The sequence below is a fragment of the Sphingobacterium sp. Ag1 genome, from assembly GCF_000988325.1.
In the GTDB taxonomy this organism is placed as follows: Bacteria; Bacteroidota; Bacteroidia; order Sphingobacteriales; family Sphingobacteriaceae; genus Sphingobacterium.
Window position 1 is genome coordinate 54,635 of record NZ_LBGU01000023.1, and the last position, 20,787, is coordinate 75,421.

The 20,787-nt window shown below is 39.6% G+C and carries 18 protein-coding genes; 16 read left to right on the forward strand and 2 right to left on the reverse strand.

The features are described 5' to 3' along the window. Positions 1 to 96: 96 nt before the first annotated feature. The gene (locus AAW12_RS03695) at positions 97 to 720 is read right to left on the reverse strand and encodes a hypothetical protein (RefSeq protein WP_156167529.1); all 624 of its coding nucleotides are present in this window, start codon (positions 718 to 720) and stop codon (positions 97 to 99) included. A gap of 195 nt (positions 721 to 915) precedes the next feature. Here AAW12_RS03695 and AAW12_RS03700 point away from each other — a divergent pair, with 195 nt between their 5' ends. The 6 genes from AAW12_RS03700 to AAW12_RS03725 all read left to right on the forward strand — a co-directional run bounded on the left by AAW12_RS03700 (position 916) and on the right by AAW12_RS03725 (position 10,632). Then, positions 916 to 1,140, forward strand: coding sequence for a helix-turn-helix domain-containing protein (locus AAW12_RS03700; protein WP_046672261.1), 225 nt, complete (start codon positions 916 to 918; stop codon positions 1,138 to 1,140). A gap of 203 nt (positions 1,141 to 1,343) precedes the next feature. Continuing rightward, a complete protein-coding gene (locus tag AAW12_RS03705; RefSeq protein WP_046672262.1) occupies positions 1,344 to 3,785 on the forward strand; it encodes an ABC transporter permease in 2,442 nt (813 codons plus the stop codon). A gap of 27 nt (positions 3,786 to 3,812) precedes the next feature. After that, positions 3,813 to 6,260 carry an ABC transporter permease gene (locus tag AAW12_RS03710; protein WP_046672263.1) on the forward strand — a complete coding sequence of 816 codons (2,448 nt, stop codon included), beginning with the start codon at positions 3,813 to 3,815 and terminating at the stop codon, positions 6,258 to 6,260. Between the two features lie 257 nt (positions 6,261 to 6,517). Continuing rightward, the gene (locus AAW12_RS03715) at positions 6,518 to 8,920 is read left to right on the forward strand and encodes an ABC transporter permease (RefSeq protein WP_046672264.1); all 2,403 of its coding nucleotides are present in this window, start codon (positions 6,518 to 6,520) and stop codon (positions 8,918 to 8,920) included. A 103-nt stretch (positions 8,921 to 9,023) separates the two neighbouring features. Next, a complete protein-coding gene (locus AAW12_RS03720) occupies positions 9,024 to 9,683 on the forward strand; it encodes an ABC transporter ATP-binding protein (protein ID WP_046672265.1) in 660 nt (219 codons plus the stop codon). A 97-nt stretch (positions 9,684 to 9,780) separates the two neighbouring features. Next, a complete protein-coding gene (locus AAW12_RS03725) occupies positions 9,781 to 10,632 on the forward strand; it encodes a transglutaminase-like domain-containing protein (RefSeq protein ID WP_316933106.1) in 852 nt (283 codons plus the stop codon). Positions 10,633 to 10,640: 8 nt separating this feature from the next. On the opposite strand, the gene AAW12_RS03730 is transcribed toward AAW12_RS03725, so the two are convergent. Beyond that, entirely contained in the window at positions 10,641 to 11,810 is a 1,170-nt protein-coding gene (locus AAW12_RS03730) for a hypothetical protein (RefSeq protein ID WP_046672266.1), read from the reverse strand. A gap of 178 nt (positions 11,811 to 11,988) precedes the next feature. On the opposite strand from AAW12_RS03730, the gene AAW12_RS03735 reads away from it, so the two are divergent. The 10 genes from AAW12_RS03735 to AAW12_RS03780 all read left to right on the forward strand — a co-directional run bounded on the left by AAW12_RS03735 (position 11,989) and on the right by AAW12_RS03780 (position 20,657). Then, positions 11,989 to 12,639 (forward strand): epoxyqueuosine reductase QueH, encoded by a 651-nt coding sequence (locus AAW12_RS03735; RefSeq protein ID WP_046672267.1) that lies wholly within the window; start codon positions 11,989 to 11,991, stop codon positions 12,637 to 12,639. A gap of 102 nt (positions 12,640 to 12,741) precedes the next feature. After that, complete coding sequence (locus AAW12_RS03740) at positions 12,742 to 13,278, forward strand: YceD family protein (protein ID WP_046672268.1); 537 nt, start codon at positions 12,742 to 12,744, stop codon at positions 13,276 to 13,278. A 14-nt stretch (positions 13,279 to 13,292) separates the two neighbouring features. Further along, positions 13,293 to 13,484, forward strand: a complete 192-nt coding sequence (gene rpmF, locus AAW12_RS03745) for a 50S ribosomal protein L32 (RefSeq protein ID WP_046672269.1) — start codon at positions 13,293 to 13,295, stop codon at positions 13,482 to 13,484. Between the two features lie 106 nt (positions 13,485 to 13,590). Further along, a complete protein-coding gene (gene plsX / locus AAW12_RS03750; protein WP_046672270.1) occupies positions 13,591 to 14,529 on the forward strand; it encodes a phosphate acyltransferase PlsX in 939 nt (312 codons plus the stop codon). 7 nt (positions 14,530 to 14,536) lie between these two features. Continuing rightward, positions 14,537 to 15,526, forward strand: coding sequence for a beta-ketoacyl-ACP synthase III (locus AAW12_RS03755; protein WP_046672271.1), 990 nt, complete (start codon positions 14,537 to 14,539; stop codon positions 15,524 to 15,526). Positions 15,527 to 15,601: 75 nt separating this feature from the next. Next, the gene (gene accB, locus AAW12_RS03760; RefSeq protein ID WP_046672272.1) at positions 15,602 to 16,081 is read left to right on the forward strand and encodes an acetyl-CoA carboxylase biotin carboxyl carrier protein; all 480 of its coding nucleotides are present in this window, start codon (positions 15,602 to 15,604) and stop codon (positions 16,079 to 16,081) included. Between the two features lie 73 nt (positions 16,082 to 16,154). Continuing rightward, entirely contained in the window at positions 16,155 to 17,510 is a 1,356-nt protein-coding gene (gene accC / locus AAW12_RS03765) for an acetyl-CoA carboxylase biotin carboxylase subunit (RefSeq protein WP_046672273.1), read from the forward strand. A 76-nt stretch (positions 17,511 to 17,586) separates the two neighbouring features. Continuing rightward, a complete protein-coding gene (tatC, locus tag AAW12_RS03770) occupies positions 17,587 to 18,447 on the forward strand; it encodes a twin-arginine translocase subunit TatC (protein WP_046672274.1) in 861 nt (286 codons plus the stop codon). A 12-nt stretch (positions 18,448 to 18,459) separates the two neighbouring features. Then, positions 18,460 to 18,906 (forward strand): ribose 5-phosphate isomerase B, encoded by a 447-nt coding sequence (gene rpiB, locus AAW12_RS03775; protein WP_046672275.1) that lies wholly within the window; start codon positions 18,460 to 18,462, stop codon positions 18,904 to 18,906. 176 nt (positions 18,907 to 19,082) lie between these two features. Then, complete coding sequence (locus tag AAW12_RS03780) at positions 19,083 to 20,657, forward strand: M28 family peptidase (RefSeq protein WP_046672276.1); 1,575 nt, start codon at positions 19,083 to 19,085, stop codon at positions 20,655 to 20,657. Positions 20,658 to 20,787: the final 130 nt, after the last annotated feature.

Here is a 20,787-nt window from a genome sequence, read left to right on the forward strand (position 1 = left end):
TAACCTATTGGGAATGGAAGTTTATAATTGGTGTACCTACGGCTTAGGATCTTTGAAGCAATTTTTAGCTGTCCGCTTTGGACAGCTAAAAATTGCTTATTTCTTTTCAGTCGATTCCATGGGAGCAGCTAAAATATAACCAAATCCGTATTGCGATGCCTTTCGAATAACTTTGCGTTCATCAGACCTATTAAGGAAATCATCTAGCACTTTAATCAGGTTTTTAGGATGTATATCCCTATCTAGTTTAGCACAGCATAAGTTGTGTATTTCGTCAGGTCTCTTTTCCTCATTAAAATATCCCATAGCCATATTCTCATCCAAAAGAGCACTTATCTTTTTTACTTCTTCTATTGTAGAAATTTCATACGGGTCGAGATCATGTCGAATATCGATTAACTTAAATTCGAGTACTTTCTGCTCTTGCTCTACATCAACTTTATACAGTTCATAAATAACGCGGTCACCCAATTTAGTCAGATGCAATTCATATGTATACTTCTGTGACGCCAAATCAATTCCGTAAGGCATCAATTCATTCATACTCTTTATTTCTAGTACATGCTGCATGACAACCAAATCATGAACAAAAATTCTTTTTATTTTGAATATCTCGACTTTGTTTATAAAATCGAATGACTTTCCCATTAGAAAAGAAACTTCTTCGGGTGATAGGTGCCGCGAAATACGCTGTAGCAACATACGATAATATATTTGCATATGTAACTCTTCGCATCTTCTCCTATATACTTTTGTTTTTTGAATTTTCGCTGTTTTCATCATCGATACATTTAAAACATATAGATTTTCAATACAAAAGAACAGAAAATATTTTAAAATAAAAACATATGTATAAATAAAAATAACATTATCTATATTTATCTATACAAAAGGACAGATTATTAAAATATAAGGATGACGAAATTAGGTGAATTTTTAGCGAAGAAATCTGTGAATAAATCCCAGATTGCGCGTAAAACAGGTTTAAGCAAAGCAAGAATCAATGAGTTGACAATGACCGAATCGGCTAAATTGCGTTTGGATGAGATGTATTTGATCGCGTTGGCCATCGACACTGATCCCGCTAGAATGATGTTCGAACTATGTGATCATCTCCAGCTAAAAGAGATCGTGGAATAAGCGATTCTTTTTAATCCCCAACCGAAAACCGCTGTGCGGTACTGAACGCTAAACTGTTCGATATCGTACAGATACAGCAGGTTACAATAAAAATAAAATATTAATAATCAGAACATTACAAAAATGGCAATGCAATTGATTTTGGGATAAAGGTCTGCTTTGATTATAACGACCAATCATTCAGGCATTAAAAACATTCTGCTATGATAGGAAATAATCTCAAAATTGCCTGGCGGAATATGGCAAAAAACAAGCTATATTCATTCATCAAAGTTGGTGGATTTGCCTTTAGTATTGCCATCTGTATTCTTATTGTTTTATATATAAAGCATGAGACAAGCTATAATAAGTTTTATCCGGCGATGGATAGAGTTTACCGTTTGGTCGTTCAGTTACCGATTGAGAATAAAATCGAGCGCTGGGTTTCACTTTCTGCCCCTGTGGCGCCGACCCTGAAAGCAGAAATCCCGTCCGTTGAGCAAACGGGACGCATTCTACCAAACCCTTTATTCGGTGCGGGCAGTAACCAATTGTCATTAAATAACAGCCCTGATAGCCATTATGATGATGGATTTGTCTATGTCGATCAGTCCATTCTCGACATGTTTCCTATGCCCATGGTTTCGGGCCAGCTGTCCCACGCACTTGACAAGCCCAACACATTGGTAATCACCAGAAGCAAAGCCGAAAAATATTTTAAAAATAATCCAATTGGACAAACGATCTATCTCAACAACAATACATCGAAAGCCTATACCATTACTGGGGTCATTGAAGATATGCCCAACAATTCGACCCTTGCCGGTTATAGTTTTTTTATGTCGCTCGCTGGAGAGCCTTTTTATCAAGGTGAACAGACTGCTTGGCTCAATAACAACTATACCGTCTATGTCAAATTAAAACCCAATGTAGACGTTGCACTGGCAGAAAAAGAAATTTCAAAGAATTACTTAGAAGTACATTATCTCCCTGAATATCTAAAATCAGGACGTAAACTTAATCCGCTTTTCAAGCAGGCAAAAATAACCCTACAGAATGCTCTCGACATACATTTAAAATCCGCGGATGTAAGCGACGATAAAGTGAGTACATTGAACAGAGGGGATATTCGAATGGTTTGGACCTTCGCAACTGTAGCCTTATTTATTTTGTTCATTGCCTGTATTAACTTCATCAACTTATCGACAGCAAATGCAGCAACAAGAGCAAAAGAAATTGGTATCCGTAAGACTATTGGCTCCTCCAGGAAGCTGCTTATTGGACAATTTCTTGTTGAAGCAATCTGTTATAGTGTACTGTCACTGATTATCGGGCTCTTTCTAAGCTGGCTACTACTACCGGTATTCAACCAGCTAGCCAACAAATCCTTGACCATTCCTTGGCTATCGGTCTATTTCTTTCCTTCTCTTTTGGCGGCGATATTGGTGATCGGCGTCCTTGCCGGAATCTACCCAGCACTGTACCTATCCAAATTTAAACCAATCACTGCACTGAAAAACAACGTCATTGGTGCCAAATCTTCGCTTTTTAGGAATAGTTTGGTTGTCTTTCAATTCGCAACCTCAATAATCCTTATCGTTGGCGCATTGGTGACCAATAAACAGATAAACTACATATTAGACAAAGATCTGGGATTTGACAAGGACCAAGTCGTTGTGCTTCGCGGAATTGGAACATTATCGAAACAGCTTCCAAGTTTAAAAAATGAACTAAAAAGCCTCCCCGATGTTGCTTCAGTTTCCCTGAGTGACTTTCTTCCTGTACCCATCGATGGTGCCAAACGAAATGGCAATCCGTTCTGGATTGATGGCAGAAGAGATTTTGATATGGCTACACAAGGCCAATTTTGGGAAATCGATCAGGATTATCTGAGTACATTCGGTCTTCATTTAAACAAAGGACGAAATTTTGATCCCACGAGAGCCACCGATAGCAGTTCAGCTATTATCAATCAAAAATTGGCCGACGAACTTCAATTAAAGAATCCAATTGGTGCAAAAATTACCAATGGCAATACCTGGACCATCATTGGTGTAGTAGACGACTTTATCTTTGAGTCGTTGAAGGATAAAGGTTATGCAGGACTTTGTATGACATTACAAGGCAATCCTTCCCTACTCTCTATTAAGGTAAAATCGCAACATCTCAAAGAGACACTCGCTGATATTACAGCCGTATGGGACAAATTTGCCCCAAATCAACAAATTAACTACAGCTTTTTGGACGAAGGTTTCGCGGCCCTTTATCAAGATGTGGAACGGACCAAGAATATATTCACCTGTTTTGCACTTGTCGCCATTTTTGTTGCTGCACTCGGGCTTTTTGGTCTAGCAACGTATGTGACACAACAACGCACCAAAGAAATTGGTGTACGTAAGGTGCTTGGAGCCAGCGCAATGAGATTACTCCGATTATTGTCTGGAGATTTTATAAAATTGGTGTTTGTAGCCTTGGTCATTGCCACACCTGTTGCGTGGTGGGCAATGAACCAATGGCTTACTGATTTTAACTATCGAATCGAAATAAATTGGCTATACTTCATTCTTGCAGGTATGAGTGCCATTTTAATTGCTTTAGGCACAATCAGCTATCAGACTTGGAAAGCCATTCGCGCCAATCCGGTGGATAGCCTGCGTGATGAATAAATACAAAAACCGTAAAAGAACTTTATTATGATAGGAAATAATTTAAAGATCGCTTGGCGAAATATGGCCAACAACAAACTTTACTCGATCATCAAGATCGGTGGGTTCGCTTTTAGTATTGCCATTTGCATTCTGATTGTACTGTACATTCGCCATGAAACTAGCTACGACAAAATGTATCCCGGCATGGACCGTGTTTTCCGTCTTATCGTTTCGGCACCCGATGGTGATAAAGTGAGGCAAACCTTTGCCTTTCCTGCCCCAGCAGCTAAAACCTTGCAAGAGGAAATCCCAAGTGTAGAATTAGCTGGCCGCATTTTACCCAATACCTTATTTGGTGCCGGAAGCAATCTATTTACGGTAAATGGCCGCGCGGAGAATTACCTTGATAAAGGATTTGTTTACGTTGATCAGTCCATTTTGGAGATATTTCCACTTCCCGTCGTACAAGGACAGCTATCACATGCGCTGGACAAACCCAATGCGATCGTCATTACCAAAAGTAGGGCCGAGAAATATTTCAAAGGAAATGCTGTAGGGCAAACGATCTATCTCAACAATAATAAAAGTGTTCTATATACCATAACGGCTGTGATCGATGATGTTCCGAACAATTCCAGTCTCTATGGTTATGAATATTTTATATCCCTGGCAGGTGAACCATTTTATCCGGGTGAACAAAACAATTGGGGCACGACAAATTACATTACCTACGTAAAACTGAGGGAGAATACAGCTATTGCCAACGCACAGCGTAGCATTTCAAAAAACTATATTCAGGACCATTATATTCTGATTAATAAAAAAAATGGAATGAAAATATCGCCCGAAATGATGCAGTCAACCGTGTTGCTTCAAAACGCCCTTGATATGCACCTGCGTTCTAAGAATGTGTCGGAATATGGCATGGCTACGCAATATCAAGGCGACATTAAGATGGTCTGGATATTTGCTGGCATCGCATTTTTTATTTTATTGATCGCTTGTATTAACTTCATCAACTTATCAACAGCGAATGCGGCAACGCGGGCAAAAGAAATCGGAATTCGGAAAACCATTGGATCCAATCGAAGGACACTGATTATGCAGTTTATGACCGAAGCGGTATGCTACAGTCTCATTTCACTCCTTATCGGACTATTATTAGCCTTCCTCTTATTACCATTATTTAACAATTTAGCTAACAAAGCCTTGTTTATACCTTGGTCAGTAGGGTACTTTGTGCCTTCGCTGATTTTGAGTATGTTCTTTATCGGCATCCTGGCTGGCTTATATCCAGCACTCTATTTATCAGGATTTCAACCGATTAATGCCTTAAAAAGCAAATCGGTCACGAATCCTAAATCTTCATTATTGCGCAATGGACTGGTTATTTTCCAGTTTGCAACATCTATTATATTGATCATCAGCGCACTCATTGCAAATCAGCAAATCAGTTTTATGCTCAATAAAGACATTGGCTTTGATAAGGATCAGGTCATTGTACTTCGTGGTGTAACGGGAATTGCCTCCCAGGCAAAAGAATTAAAAAATGAATTGAAAGCCATTCCAACAGTTCGTGATGTCTCTATTGGCGACTATTTACCGGTTCAATTGGATGGTGCAAAAAGAAATGGAAATCTTTTTTGGGCCAAAGGCAAGGAAGATCTTGAATTAGGTGAAGGCGGGCAATTCTGGAATATCGACGAAAGCTACCTTTCCACATTTGGTCTGAAGCTAATAGCCGGCCGAAACTTTGATCCACATATCGCATCGGATAGTACAGGTGCTATTGTTAACAAAAGAATGCTTGCTGATTTAGGCATCAAAGGAAATCCCATTGGTACACAAATTACCAACGGCAGGACATGGACCATTATCGGTGTCGTCGACAATTTTATCTTTGAATCAATGAAAGATGAGGGCTACTATCCCGTTTGCATGACCCTTGCCAATAGCCCTTCCATGCTTTCCATCAAGACTAAATCGAGGGACATGGCCAAAACATTAGCCGACATTAATACTGTTTGGAATAAGTTTTCGCCGAATCAAAAAATCGACTACAATTTCCTTGATGCCGGCTTCGCTGACCTCTATCAGGATGTCCAACGGACTAAAAATATCTTCAGCTGCTTTGCCTTTGTCGCTATTTTTGTTGCCGCTTTGGGACTTTTTGGACTAGCAACTTATGTCACACAACAACGTACCAAAGAAATTGGTGTCCGTAAGGTTCTTGGTGCAAGCTCCATCCGATTACTCAAATTACTCTCCGGAGATTTTATAAAATTGGTGTTTGTAGCCTTGATCATTGCTACACCTGTTGCGTGGTGGGCAATGAATCAATGGCTGACAGATTTTAACTATCGTATAGAAATCAATTGGTTATACTTTGTTCTGGCAGGAATAAGTGCAATTGTAGTTGCATTTGGAACCATTAGCTATCAAACCTGGAAGGTTATTCGTGCCAATCCAGTCGATAGTTTAAGAGATGAATAAAGTCAGAAGATCTTAAAAATTGATGTTTGTTGCCTTGGTAATTGCCTTGCCTGTTGCGTGGTGGCAATGAACCAATAGCTTAGGGGAATGAATGTTCGATTCTGGACGTAAACTGTTCGAAATCGAACATTCAAAAACAAAACAAAAACACGATAAGCTACTTATAATAAAACCATTACAATACTGGCAAGCGGATTGTATTTTTTCTCAGGTGAAATAGTTCGACTTGGTTTAAACATAGATATATCCAGCGTAATATGGCAAAAAATGATTTCAAACTAGCTTGGCGTAAACTTCTAAAAAACAAGGGATTTACTTTCTTAAATATTATTGGATTGACCCTTGGCTTTACCGGTTTTATCCTTTCCTATCAATACATCAATCGAGAGACCAGCTACGATAAATGGAATCCACATTATAAGGACATCTACCAAATTGGCCTTGAAGCAGAAGGTGCGTTTACGGACGAAACGTCTCCTTCGCTAGCTCCTTTGCTAAAGCAGAGTTTACCAGATATTGTATATGCTGGCAGGAAAATAGTTTACAATTACGGCAGTTATCCGCTTTTTGGTGAAAAAACAGTGCTTATTAAAAATACTGCACTGGTTGACTCCTCAGCCGCACGGATCTTTCAAATCGAAAATGCGACTGGACCACTCTACAAAAGCAAGGACCAAAAGGATGCAACTATTGTCAAAAGCCATATCGCCGAACAATTATTCAAAAAAGAAGACCTAAATTTTGACAGCCCCCATTCGATTCCCACTCAAAGCCTCGCTTTAGGTGTACGGGAGACAATTTATGGTACTATAAAAGAGCAAGGTCTATCCATGATTGATTACGATCTTCTGTTTATCCGTGAACCACAGGATCTCTTCGCCGATAATAATCCTTTTTTGTATCAAACTTATATTCAAGTACGTCCCGGTACGGATATCACCAAGTTGACAGATCGCATCAATGCACTTTACCAGAAAGAAATTGCACCGAAAGATAAAATTCGCTCCTCCAGTTACACCAAAGGGAAGATCTATTTGGATCCATTAGCCAATCTTCATTTAAGGCCAAAAACAGGTAGTAACACGGCTTATATCATGACGTGGATTATTGGTATTATCTCCGTTTTGATCCTCTTACTCGCCGCGGCCAATTTTACCAATATGATTATGGCGCAGGCAGATCAGCGCATTAAGGAACTCGCGCTCAAAAAAATATTAGGCAGCTCACGTTGGGCTATCGTCAAACAACTGGTACTGGAAGTGTTTATCCTAACTTTCAGCGCTGCGATACTGAGTATCGTTACTTTGACCCTCACAGGAAATATTCTTCAAAAATGGTTTAATGATGATCTTAAGGGCTATATTTTGCGTTCAGAAACCATTGCCCAACTTGCTATTGCCGTACTATCGACAACAATTCTATCGGCAATATACCCCGCTATCGTACTCTCTGGCTTCAAATCCGTTAATCTCCTAAAAGGTAGACTGACTTCCATTCTCAAAAAGGGCACATTTCGAAACGCACTACTAACTTTTCAGATCAGTATGGCCATCCTATTTATATCGGGCATGCTGGTTATTAGGGCACAACTAAATTACATGCAGCAGGCGGACAAAGGATTTGAACCTGCACAGGTTGTTAATTTCAAAGGAATAGGCATGTATTATGATTCCAAAATTGATGGTTCCTATCAACAACTAAAACGTCGATTGGAAAATGATCCGAGTATTGCCTCAGTTGCATCAGCGACAAATATTCCAGGTGAAGGCGAACAGCCTCCCAAAATGGATTTCTCCTATGCCCAAAAAAAGGTTTCATTTGCACATGTCGGCATTGACCCTGGATACTTCAAGACGCTAAATATCTCCAGTATACAAGGAAACACCACTGTTTCAATAGATCAACTGCTTCACGATTCCTTGGCCAACTATGCTATTATCAACGAATCTGCAGCCAAAAATTTAGGACTTGAAAACCCGATAGGTGCTAAAATCAAAGGCTGTGATGTCACCTTTGAAATTATTGGCCTAGTCAAAGACAGTAAAGCTTATGGCTTTGAGAATGCCGTTCAACCTAGTCTATATTCATTTAAAAATGAATGCGGTAGCATGCGTTTGCAAACAACCCTCATGGTCAAAACAAAACCGGGAATGGTCGATCGGGCAATTCAAACAGTCAAAGCAGAGTGGGAGAAAAATCCATCCGCAAAAGATCTGCCCCTTGATTATTCCTTTATGGATGAGCAATATGCTTTACAGCACAAAAAACAGCACGAATTGCAAACTGCTTTTAATAGTTTCACAAGCCTTTCGGTTATCATCGCGGCCTTAGGGCTGTTCAGTATGGCGGCATATCAGGCGGCATTGCGAAAAAAGGAAATGAGTATCCGTAAAGTACTTGGAGCCTCGGTACAATTGCTCTTTATTCAATTAAACAAACCATTTTTCAAGCTCTTTTTAGTCGGGATCGGCATAGCCCTTCCAATAGCCTATCTACTCATGAATCAATGGCTTTCCAATTTCGCCTATCATATTCAGCTGTCCTGGTGGTCGTTTTTGATCCCAATATTTTGCATATTTATCCTCATATTGGTTTCCATCAGCTTCCAATCGATAAAAGTCGCAAAAACAAATCCAATAGATAGCCTGCGCGATGAATAAAAGATACTTTGAGCGGTAAAGAGCCTTATTCCGCAGTCGAACAATCATTAGGATGACTAATAAAAATATAAAATAAGAATATCTAAGATCTCAATACTAAAAAATGATACAATTAAAAAATTTATTCAAGTGGTATAACGTAGGTGGTACACGCTCATTCGTCCTCAAAGATGTAAGTCTCGATATCGCTGAAGGTGATTTTATCTCCATCATGGGGCCATCAGGGTCTGGAAAATCGACTTTATTAAATATCATCGGTATGCTTGATGAACCTGATGAAGGTGAATATATCTTTATGGGCGAGAATGTATTGGAAATGAAAGCAAAGAAAAGAACCCAACTATACCAGTCCCATATAGGCTATGTATTTCAAGCTTATCATCTCCTGGATGAATTGACCGTGTATGAAAATATCGAAACTCCCTTGATCTATAAAGACATTTCAAGCAAAGAAAGAAAAGCTATTGTTGCCGATATGCTTGATCGCTTTGGCATTGTCGGGAAGAAGGATCTCTTCCCGGCCCAGTTATCCGGTGGTCAGCAACAGATTGTCGGTATAGCGCGTGCATTGGCGGGATCACCCAAGTTATTGCTGGCCGATGAGCCTACGGGTAACTTAAATTCCAAACAAGGTGAAGAAATCATGGATTTATTCAAACAGCTCAACGATGATGGCGTTACAATCATACAAGTAACCCATTCTGAAAAAAATGCAGAATACGGTAAAAGAGTTGTCAATATGCTGGATGGTCAGCTCAAATAATTGTATGCCAATTTAACCTGGATAATCCCTACGCAGTATATCAATGACGGTAGGGATTTTTTTAGCTCATATCTCGAATCAATTAGTTAACTTCGTTATGATGAATGAGAGAGAGTTGAAATCGCTAATATCCCTGTTGGACGACACCGACCAACAGATTATTCAGGAAGTGGAACACCAGTTAAAAAGCCAAGGTCCTGAGATTGTACCCTATTTGGAAAAATTTTGGGAGTCCAGCTTTGATCCTCGCGTTCAGGGGCGATTAGAGAATATTATTCACGAAATTCAGTTTGATCAGACCAAAAACGAGTTGCAGATCTGGAATTTGAGTAACTCATTCAATCTACTGGAAGGATTAATTATCCTCAATAATTATCAATATCCTTCTTATGAGGATCATAAGATTGTTTTGGCGATAGAAGATCTCAAAACTGAGGTATGGCGCGGTTTGCATTACGACATGAGCCCGCTGGAAAAAGTGAACCTGATCAATCATGTTCTTTTTGGCTCCTTCGGCCTAACAGGAAATACAAAGGATTATCATCATCCGCAGAACTCCTACATTGGACAAGTACTCGATACCAAACAGGGGAATCCCTTAACCCTATCCTGCATTTATAGTATCATTGCACAAAAATTGGACATTCCGATTTACGGTATTAATTTACCAAAGCATTTTGTATTGGCGTATATGGATTCGGATGAAGAAGGGAATGAAAACGTGCTTTTTTACATCAATGCTTTTAATCGTGGGCAGGTTATGCAAAAAAGCGATGTAAATTCATTTTTGAAGCAACTGAACCTCAATCCGGATAGAGAATTTACATATCCCTGCGACAATGTGACCATCCTTAAACGAGCTTTGCGAAACTTGATGTCTGCCTACGAGGAACATGAAAGTTCAAACAAGCAACAGGAAATCAAAGCGCTATTCCAGTTGCTTGCGTAAACTGCACATTAGAAATTGTTCGCTTCACGAGCATCTAAAAAGATATAATTGGGCGTCATAGAGCCATAGGTTTTCGCCGCAATATCAGGTTTTAAACTACCTTCGCCTAAGCCAACCAATGGAAAACGCGAAATTGTACGATTCGTTAGATCAGAAACATAAAAGAATTTCCCCTGGTCGGTACGGTCATCAATCGCTATACCCCCTGGTTTTACCAAGCCCGTATTAGCCCCACCGACAACATAATCCGGTTCCACGTTCATTTTATCCTTCGTGCCACTAAATAAGGTCGTTGGATCTTTGAAAAATAGCACTTCACTACCGGAAGTTACCGCCAACAACCCCTTTTTGGGTGCATAGGACACCGAGCCTAACCCCGTTTTGCCATTGATATATACTTTCATCATTGGCGTAAATTTAGTGGAAGCTACAATGGTATCACGAGGACGGTCGATGAGTTCTTGTTTGAGTTGTGAATATACTGCAAAACCACTTTTATTTTCTGTTCCTTCATTATTAAAACCAATTAGCACCAATTTCTCATTACTATCACTTGTATTGCTGTTCAATAAGGTCAGTGAACTCGGAACAATGTTCCCAAGATTAATCTGCTTGTCAATGATTGGTGCTCCACCTTTTGATCCCACTTTTCCACTTGGTGTACTTATTGCGTATAACATGGAGTTACCTGCTCCACGATTTGTAACCGCCAAAAGAAATGGTGTTGTAACAGATCCAGATGTACCATTTTGTTGGGCATACGTATAATAGGCCAATCCTCTAACATTCGTAAAACCACGGTATCCAATAGCACCTGCATTACCGGGAATTCCATAGATCTCATTGGCAAATGGAATCACTTGAAGAAAAGTATCCTGTGCCGTAACACTCGCCTGAAAGATAGCCCGGGCAGCAGCATCGAAAAGAATTGGTCCGCCCCCTTTCGCCGGAGAAAGATATTGATAGATATTATCTAAATTGGTCGTATCAGCCGGATCGATAATCATCATGTTTTTAAGCGCAGAATTGTTCTGGTCGTAATCCGAGAAAGAAACATATAATCTAGAGATCAAAGTAGCACCCGTTCGTACAGGTTCATCATCCAGTTTCTTGCAGGAAGTAAAACCTATTACACTAGCAACGAATAGGATAATACAGGATTGAAACGAAAATTTCATATATTTTTTATTAAAAATAGCGTATTGCGTTAAACATACAAATCTACTAATATATGCAGAATATCAATGAATTTATATGATTCTTTTAGGGGCAAACCCGTATAAGTAAAACGGAAATATTTGTCAATTCGCTACTTTTTGATTAAAATTGCCTTTGTTTTTGTTAGCACATACAATTATGGAAAATAAGGAATTTGTAAGGGAGAAGTTGACATTACCGGGAGAGGGCAAAAAATTACTTTTACACTCCTGCTGTGCTCCATGTTCTGGAGAAGTAATGGAAGCACTCATTGCTTCGGATATCGATTTTACAATCTATTTTTACAATCCCAACATTCATCCCCGCAAAGAATATGATTTACGCAAAGACGAGAACATTCGATTTGCGGAAAAACATAATATCCCTTTTATTGATGCGGACTACGATGTTGATCATTGGTTTGATTTGGCCAAAGGGATGGAGCAGGAGCCGGAAAGAGGTATCCGTTGTACCATGTGTTTTGATATGCGTTTTGAAAAAACAGCCGAATATGCTGCTGCGAATGGTTTTGATGTGATTTCAAGTTCACTGGGTATCTCACGCTGGAAAAACATGGAACAGATCAACGACTGCGGTTTACGTGCTGCCTCCCGCCACGAAGGGATGGAATACTGGACGTTCAATTGGCGCAAGAAAGGTGGTTCTGCCCGCATGCTTGAAGTCTCTAAAAAGGAGAAGTTTTATATGCAGGAATATTGTGGCTGTGCTTATTCGCTACGTGACACCAACAAATGGCGTATGGCAAATGGACGCGAAAAGATAGAATTAGGTAAAAATTATTATGAATAATCCCTGCTACCGGTGTATATAAAGCTTTGCTTCGGAATATTTAAAAAAATATTTCTATCCTAATGATTTTATACATACCTTTGCAGGCTCAAATGCAAGATTGTGAAACATCTAAAACAATACAGAATTCCCTTTTCGGGGCTCAACGCTGGAAAGCACAATTTTGAGTTTGACATTAATAAAAAGTTCTTTGACTGCTACGAACATTCGATTGTAAAAGATGGCAATCTGAAAGCAGAAGTTGAGTTGCAAAAGCAAGAAAATCTTTTGATTTTGCATTTTGATATCCAAGGCGAAATTCAATTGACTTGTGATACCTGCTTAAAAGAGTTTATGTCACCGATTTCAATTCAAGAACGCATATTAGTCAAATTCACGGATGAAGATTGGACAGATAATACCGAAGAGGTATTGATCTTATCCAAAAGCGACCATGAATTGGATATAGCTGAGTTATTATACGAATATATTAACTTAGCTGTTCCCTATATCGTCAAATGTGAAGAGCAGGGACAAGGCATACAATGTGATCCTGAGATGCTCGCGTTATTTACAAGCGAGCCTGATTCAGAGGAACAAAAAGAAGAAGAAATTATCGACCCACGTTGGGAAGCATTGAGAAATATTAAAAATAACTAAAACAAAAATACGAGATGGCACATCCAAAACGTAAAACTTCTAAATCAAGAAGAGACAAAAGAAGAACACATTATAAAGCTGAAGCTCCAAGCTTGACAGTATGTAAAGAAACTGGCGCAGTTCATTTACCTCACCGTGCGTATACTGTAGACGGAAACTTGTACTACAACGGTAAATTGATCATTGAAAATACAGCTGTTGTCTAAGGTAAACCTTTCATAACACCAAAACATCCCAGACAAGCACTATTTTAGAAATTTGCTTTACTTTGGGATGTTTTTTGCGTATTATTGATTTACTAAATAATAACGGATGAAGATTGGTTTAGATATTTTAGGAGGAGATTATGCTCCTAAAGCAACGATAACGGGTGCTATTGAAGCACAAAAACAGCTTACTGGAGACCAAAAAATAGTCCTTTTTGGTAAAACTGAAGAGACTAAACAATTAATCAATCAAGCCGGAGGAAATTCATCTGACTTTGAATATGTGGAGGCTCCAGAAGTCATTGCAATGGGTGAACATCCAACCAAAGCAATAACTCAAAAACCCAACTCAAGTATTGCGAAGGGATTTGAATACTTAAAAAACAAAGAAATTGACTCATTCGCTTCTGCTGGTAATACTGGCGCCATGCTTGTGGGGTCAATGTTCAGCGTTAAAGCTATCCCAGGCGTATTACGTCCTGCAATAGCATCCATTGTTCCCAAATTAAAATCAGGCTTCGGAATCTTATTGGACGTCGGCGCGAATGCGGACTGTAAACCAGAGATGTTGAACCAATTTGCAATCTTGGGAAGTGTCTTTGCCGAACATGTGTTTAATGTATCCAACCCTAAAGTGGGATTATTGAATATCGGAGAAGAAGAAGAAAAAGGAAACATCCTAACAACCTCTACCTACCCCCTACTTAAAGCCAACGACAAGATTAACTTTATCGGAAATGCAGAAGGCCGAGACCTGTTCAGCGACCATGCCGACGTTTACGTCTGTGATGGATTTACAGGCAACGTCGTCTTGAAACTCGCAGAATCATTTTATGTAGTGACATTGAAAAAAGGTTTTAAAGATGATTTCTTCGACCGATTCAACTACGAGCAGTACGGCGGTAGTCCCATCTTGGGAGTTAATGCTCCTGTCATTATTGGCCATGGTATTTCAACACCTGAGGCCATTAAAAATATGGTTTTATTTTCAAGAGATATGATCGAGTCTAAATTCATTGACAGCATCAGATCTATTTTCAATTAGAATATTTATGTCAAAGATTCACGCCGCAATCACGGCTGTAAATGGTTACGTTCCGGATTATATCCTTACTAACAAAGAATTGGAAACAATGGTCGACACCAACGACGAATGGATTGTTTCCAGAACGGGAATCAAAGAGCGTCGCATCTTAAAAGGTGAAGGGCTTGCTACTTCAGATCTTGCTGTACCTGCAGTGCAAGGTTTATTGAAAAAAAGAGGTATAGCTGCTACAGATATTGACCTTATTATCTTTTGTACAAGCACACCAGATATGCTGTTCCCTGCGACTGCAAATATCCTGGCCGATAAAATCGGAGCTACAAACGCATGGGGATTTGATCTTCAGGCTGCTTGTTCAGGTTTCTTGTTCGGTCTGAATACAGGAACACAATTTATCACTGCTGGTACACATAAAAAAGTCCTTGTTATCGGTGCCGATAAAATGTCTTCGGTCATCAATTATCAGGACCGTAATACCTGTATCCTATTTGGTGATGGTTGTGGTTGTGTATTGTTGGAACCAAATGAAGAAGGAATGGGTATACAAGATGCTATTTTAAAAACCGACGGTTCCGGAGGACAGTTTTTGAATATCAAAGGTGGGGGTTCACTGAATCCAGCGTCGCACGCAACTGTAGATGCAGGATTACATTATGCTTACCAAGAAGGACGTACAGTGTTTAAATTTGCCGTAACCAATATGGCTGATGTAGCGCATGAGGTTATGGTCAAAAATAACTTAAAGTCAGAAGATATTGCTTGGTTGGTACCTCATCAGGCCAACAAACGCATTATTGATGCAACGGCAGAGCGTGTGGGGCTTCCGGAAGAAAAAGTGATGGTGAACATTCAAAAATATGGAAATACCACTAGTGGTACTATCCCTTTATGCTTATGGGAATGGGAATCTCAATTGAAAAAAGGAGACAACCTGATCCTTGCCGCCTTTGGTGGTGGTTTCACTTGGGGATCCATCTATTTAAAATGGGCGTATTAGTTGTCCATTTTATGGTATAATTTATTACTTTTGACAGTTAGAATTTTTTAAGAAACAAACAAAACCTAGAATACTATGGGTATGGATATCAAACAAATTCAGGACTTGATTAAATTCGTTTCAAAATCAGGTGTGAATGAAGTCTCAATTGAAGAGCAAGATTTTAAAATTACAATAAAAACAAATCAAGAGCCTACGTACGTAACAGCTACTGTTCCTGCTGTTGCTCCAATTGCTGCTCCTCAAGTTGCACAAGCAGCGGCACCAGCTCCAGTAGCTAGCCCTGCAGCACCAGCCGCAAGCGCTGAAGCAAACTTGATCACAATCAAATCACCAATGATCGGTACATTTTACCGTTCGGCTGGACCTGGTAAACCATCTTTCGTCAATGTTGGTGATGATATCAATACCGGTTCTGTATTATGCATCATTGAAGCAATGAAATTATTCAACGAAATTGAATCTGAAGTTTCAGGTAAAATCGTTAAGATTTTGGTAGAAGACGCTCAACCTGTTGAGTTCGACCAACCATTATTCTTAGTTGAGCCTAAGTAATTTACAATTACGTAAATGAATACATGTAGCCTCCAAAGGGCTACATTTTTTGCAAACTTCATAATTCAAGACAATGTTCAAAAAAATATTAATTGCAAATAGAGGCGAGATTGCCCTGCGCATTATCCGTACCTGTCGTGAAATGGGTATCAAGAGTGTCGCAGTATATTCCACTGCCGATCGCGATAGTTTACACGTAAGATTTGCGGATGAAGCAGTTTGTATTGGTCCTCCGCCCAGTAGAGATTCTTACTTAAACATTCCGAATATTATTTCTGCAGCTGAATTGACAAATGCCGATGCGATTCACCCAGGATATGGTTTCTTATCGGAAAATGCTCGTTTCTCAGCTATCTGTGCAGAGTATGGTATCAAATTTATTGGTGCAACTGCAGAGCAGATCGAGAAAATGGGGGATAAATCCCGTGCAAAAGATACCATGAAAAAAGCTGGTGTTCCTACTGTTCCAGGATCGGATGGTTTGATCTCAAACGTGAAAGAAGGTATTACCTTGGCCAATGAAATAGGCTACCCAGTTATCATCAAAGCAACTGCTGGTGGTGGTGGTCGCGGTATGCGCATCATTTGGAAAGATGAAGAGTTCGAACCAGCTTGGGATTCGGCACGTGTTGAGTCCGCGGCAGCTTTTGGTAACGATGGAATCTACCTGGAAAAATATGTAGAAGAACCGCGTCACATCGAATTTCAGATTGTGGGTGACCAATTCGGTACAGTATGTCACCTCTCTGAACGTGACTGTTCGATCCAACGTCGTCACCAAAAATTAATCGAAGAGTCGCCATCCCCATTTATGACTCCTGAATTGAGAGCTGAAATGGGAGAGGCTGCTGTCAAAGGTGCTAAAGCTGTAAACTATGAAGGTGCTGGTACAATCGAATTTTTGGTTGACAAACACCGCAACTTCTACTTTATGGAAATGAATACCCGTATCCAAGTAGAACACCCGGTAACGGAAGAAGTCATCAACTTTGATCTGATCAAAGAACAAATTAAGGTGGCTGCGGGAATACCAATCTCTGGAAAAAACTATGAACCGGGAATGCATGCGATCGAATGTCGTATCAATGCGGAAGATCCTTTCAACAATTTCCGTCCTTCACCAGGTAAAATCACCAATTTTCACTCACCAGGTGGGCATGGTGTACGTGTAGATACACACGTTTACTCTGGTTATTCAATTCCTCCAAACTATGATTCTATGATTGCTAAATTGATCACTGTTGCACAAACACGTGAGGAAGCAATTTGTACTATGGAGCGTGCGTTGAGCGAATTCGTTATTGAGGGGATAAAAACAACCATTCCTTTGCATTTGAGATTGATGCGCGATCCTAATTTTAGAGCGGGCAACTTCACGACAAAGTTTATGGAAACTTTCGACCTAACGGAATATCCTGCAGAAGATTAAATAAAATTATCTTTACATACATAAAAAATACCATTCTTTACAATAAGAATGGTATTTTTGTTTCCAAACAATTTTTATGAGTACACCTAATTCGAAAGATCTAATACAAGCTATTAAAGATAAAGGGAAGAATATAGAAGCAGAAATGTCTTTTTTCGACCACCTTGAGGTCTTAAGATGGCATTTGGTCCGTTCAGCAATTGCGATATGTATCTTTGCGGGTATTGCCTTTACATTCTATGATTTCGTATTCAACGATATCATCATGGGGCCCAAGAATTTAAATTTTTGGACCTATCGCATGATGTGTAAGGCAGCAGACGCTTTCAATTTAGCAGATTTCTGTGTCAAGAAAATTCCTTTTAATATCATCAATACCGAATTGGCGGGTCAATTTATGCTTCAGATAAACTCCTGTTTATTGATGGCTTTGATGATGGGATTTCCCTACCTCCTTTTTGAAATCTGGTTATTTGTAAAACCGGCGCTGACCGATGTGGAAAGACGGTCTGCACGTGGTTTTGTTTTTTACTCTTCTTTATTGTTTATTTTAGGAGCACTCTTCGGATATTACATCGTTGTACCCTTATCCATCAACTTTTTAGCCAATGTATCCCTAAGTGATGAAATCGTCAACCAGATTACTATTGATAACTACCTTTCTACGATAGCAACGTTGACATTGGGCTGTGGAATTGTTTTCCTACTCCCGATACTGGTATTTATTCTCTCAAAAATAGGCATTATGACACCTGAATTTATGCGGGCAAGCCGTCGTTATGCAACTGTAATTATTTTAGTGATAGCAGCTGTCATTACCCCTTCTGCAGATATCATCACTATGTTGACAGTTGCAGCACCAATGTTCTTATTGTATGAGATAAGTATCATGGTTTCGGCCGATGTCAAAAGAAAAAAATTAGCACAAGAAAAATAAAATAACAATAAAATGAGCAGCGTAAAGAAAATTGCGATCGGAAGTGACCACGCAGGTTTTGAATACAAAACCGCTTTGGTAAGTTTTCTAAATGAATTGGGGTATGAGGTAACAGATTTTGGAACAAATTCTCCAGATTCAGTTGATTATCCAGATTTCGCACACCCAGTTGCATCAGCGGTAGAAAACAAAGAAGCTGATGCCGGAGTCTTAATTTGTGGAAGTGCAAATGGTGTTGCTATCACAGCCAACAAACACCAAAATATCCGTGCTGCTATCTGTTGGTTGGAGGAAATTTCGGCTTTAGCCCGTCAGCATAATGATGCGAACGTCGTATGTATACCTGCACGTTTTATCGATCTTGACCTCGCTAAAAAGATCGTCAACACATTTATAAACACGGAATTCGAAGGTGGGCGTCACGCTAACCGCGTAAACAAAATAGCTTGTAGCTGTTAGGTAAATTAACATATTTTAAGAAGCGGATGATAAGCAAATTACACTTTTCATCCGCTTTTTTTATATATTGTGCAGATAGTGACCTATTATATCAATCAAGGAGTTGATTCTCGGCTGATCTGGTCAATTAGAATTACAAAATAAGACGCTGAAAGTCGTACTAGTAAAAATAAACAATGAAAAAAATATACAACCTGCTTTGGATAGCATGCGCTCTGATGAGCTGTGCAAATGCACAGGACATAAACAGTAAATATGCCGATGAAATCACGGTAGAATCTACCCAGAAGCATCTGCGCACTTTAGCTTCTGTCGATTTTGAAGGCCGGGGAACGGGCCAAAAAGGCGGACGTCTGGCAGCAGAATATATTGCCAATGAATTTAAAAAATATGGACTTAGTGCGCCTGTCAATGGTTCCTATTTCCAACCCCTGCAACTAATTCGCAACAGCTTTAAAGTAAAACAGTTTAGTATTAACGATAGACCCTTTCAGCATGGTAAGGACATTTTTGTCATTGGCAACAACGAGAATAAATTCTTCGAAAGCAATGAAATCGTGTTTATTGGTTATGGCATAGATGATCCCAGGTATTCGGATATCTCGGGCATGGATCTCCACAATAAGATCGTTATGTTGATCAATGAGAATGAGCCAACTGATGAGAAAGGAAATTCATGGATTACCAGCAAAAAGGCGGCTTCAGACTGGGCAACAACCCGAAATAAAAAGGTCAAAGAGATCCTTAAACACAATCCCAAAATGGTATTAGCGATCAATAGTCAGCTGTCCCAACTTTTGGAGGATGCGGGAGACCGCGCTATTGAGGGCCGTTATAATTTGGCGGTGGACCAACCTGCGCCCGAAAAATCGCCGATGATCCCTGTGGTTAATATTACAGACCATGCCGCAAATTATATTCTAAACCTGGCGAGAACCAACCTTGCTACTGTTGTTGCAAAGATTAATCGTACGGGACAACCTAATTCCTTTGTTATTTCAACAAATTTTAAAGCTGAGTTTGGGACCAATGCGGCCCCTTTAGCTGATCCAAATATTCTTGGCTACCTGGAAGGAACAGATAAAAAAGACGAAATCGTTGTGATTGGCGGCCACTACGACCACGATGGAATGGATTCCAAAGGAAATATTTTCTTTGGAGCCGATGATAATGCCTCGGGCACAACAGCCGTCCTTGAGTTGGCACGCGCTTTTTCGAAAGCTAAATCAACAGGAAATGGCCCACGTCGCAGCATTTTGTTCATCACCTATGCTGCAGAAGAAAAAGGTTTACTAGGTTCCAAATTCTATACAGAAAATCCGATATTTCCATTGAAAAACACCGTTGCCTGCATTAATATTGATATGATAGGACGTGTCGACGACAAGCATCTCAAAGGCAATCATGATTATATCCATGCTATCGGTTCAGATAAATTGAGCTCCGAGTTATATGAGATCAATAAAAATGAGAATGAAAAACATACAAAACTGGAGATTGACTATATGTATGACAATCCAAAGGATCCTATGCGTTTGTACTATAGATCCGATCATTATAACTTTGCCAAGAAAGGGATTCCTTCTGTCTTTTATTTTTCGGGCCTGCATCCGGACTACCACACGCCTGCAGATACCTATGACAAGATCGACTTTCCGTTAATGGTAAAACGCGAAAAGCTCGCATTTTACACGGCATGGCAAATAGCCAATAGGGAAAATCGCCTGGTCATCGACAGTAATAAAGAGTAAGGTCAAATTATTGGCTTTATCAAGGATTATTTTGTACAATACAAAAAAGCAAGTAAATGATTGTTTACTTGCTTTTTTTATGCCGCTAAAATGACCTTTAGCATAAACCTTTTATTCACAATTATTGTTA

Excerpts from the sequence above, each read along its gene's own strand:
- AAW12_RS03710 (WP_046672263.1), top strand. The coding sequence starts at position 3,813 with ATGATAGGAAATAATTTAAAGATCGCTTGGCGAAATATGGCCAACAAC.
- AAW12_RS03725 (WP_316933106.1), top strand. The coding sequence starts at position 9,781 with ATGATGAATGAGAGAGAGTTGAAATCGCTAATATCCCTGTTGGACGAC.
- accC (WP_046672273.1), top strand. The coding sequence starts at position 16,155 with ATGTTCAAAAAAATATTAATTGCAAATAGAGGCGAGATTGCCCTGCGC.
- AAW12_RS03705 (WP_046672262.1), top strand. The coding sequence starts at position 1,344 with ATGATAGGAAATAATCTCAAAATTGCCTGGCGGAATATGGCAAAAAAC.
- plsX (WP_046672270.1), top strand. The coding sequence starts at position 13,591 with ATGAAGATTGGTTTAGATATTTTAGGAGGAGATTATGCTCCTAAAGCA.
- AAW12_RS03715 (WP_046672264.1), top strand. The coding sequence starts at position 6,518 with ATGGCAAAAAATGATTTCAAACTAGCTTGGCGTAAACTTCTAAAAAAC.
- rpiB (WP_046672275.1), top strand. The coding sequence starts at position 18,460 with ATGAGCAGCGTAAAGAAAATTGCGATCGGAAGTGACCACGCAGGTTTT.
- AAW12_RS03720 (WP_046672265.1), top strand. The coding sequence starts at position 9,024 with ATGATACAATTAAAAAATTTATTCAAGTGGTATAACGTAGGTGGTACA.
- AAW12_RS03735 (WP_046672267.1), top strand. The coding sequence starts at position 11,989 with ATGGAAAATAAGGAATTTGTAAGGGAGAAGTTGACATTACCGGGAGAG.
- rpmF (WP_046672269.1), top strand. The coding sequence starts at position 13,293 with ATGGCACATCCAAAACGTAAAACTTCTAAATCAAGAAGAGACAAAAGA.
- AAW12_RS03730 (WP_046672266.1), bottom strand. The coding sequence starts at position 11,810 with ATGAAATTTTCGTTTCAATCCTGTATTATCCTATTCGTTGCTAGTGTA.
- tatC (WP_046672274.1), top strand. The coding sequence starts at position 17,587 with ATGAGTACACCTAATTCGAAAGATCTAATACAAGCTATTAAAGATAAA.
- accB (WP_046672272.1), top strand. The coding sequence starts at position 15,602 with ATGGGTATGGATATCAAACAAATTCAGGACTTGATTAAATTCGTTTCA.
- AAW12_RS03695 (WP_156167529.1), bottom strand. The coding sequence starts at position 720 with ATGCAAATATATTATCGTATGTTGCTACAGCGTATTTCGCGGCACCTA.
- AAW12_RS03780 (WP_046672276.1), top strand. The coding sequence starts at position 19,083 with ATGAAAAAAATATACAACCTGCTTTGGATAGCATGCGCTCTGATGAGC.
- AAW12_RS03700 (WP_046672261.1), top strand. The coding sequence starts at position 916 with ATGACGAAATTAGGTGAATTTTTAGCGAAGAAATCTGTGAATAAATCC.
- AAW12_RS03755 (WP_046672271.1), top strand. The coding sequence starts at position 14,537 with ATGTCAAAGATTCACGCCGCAATCACGGCTGTAAATGGTTACGTTCCG.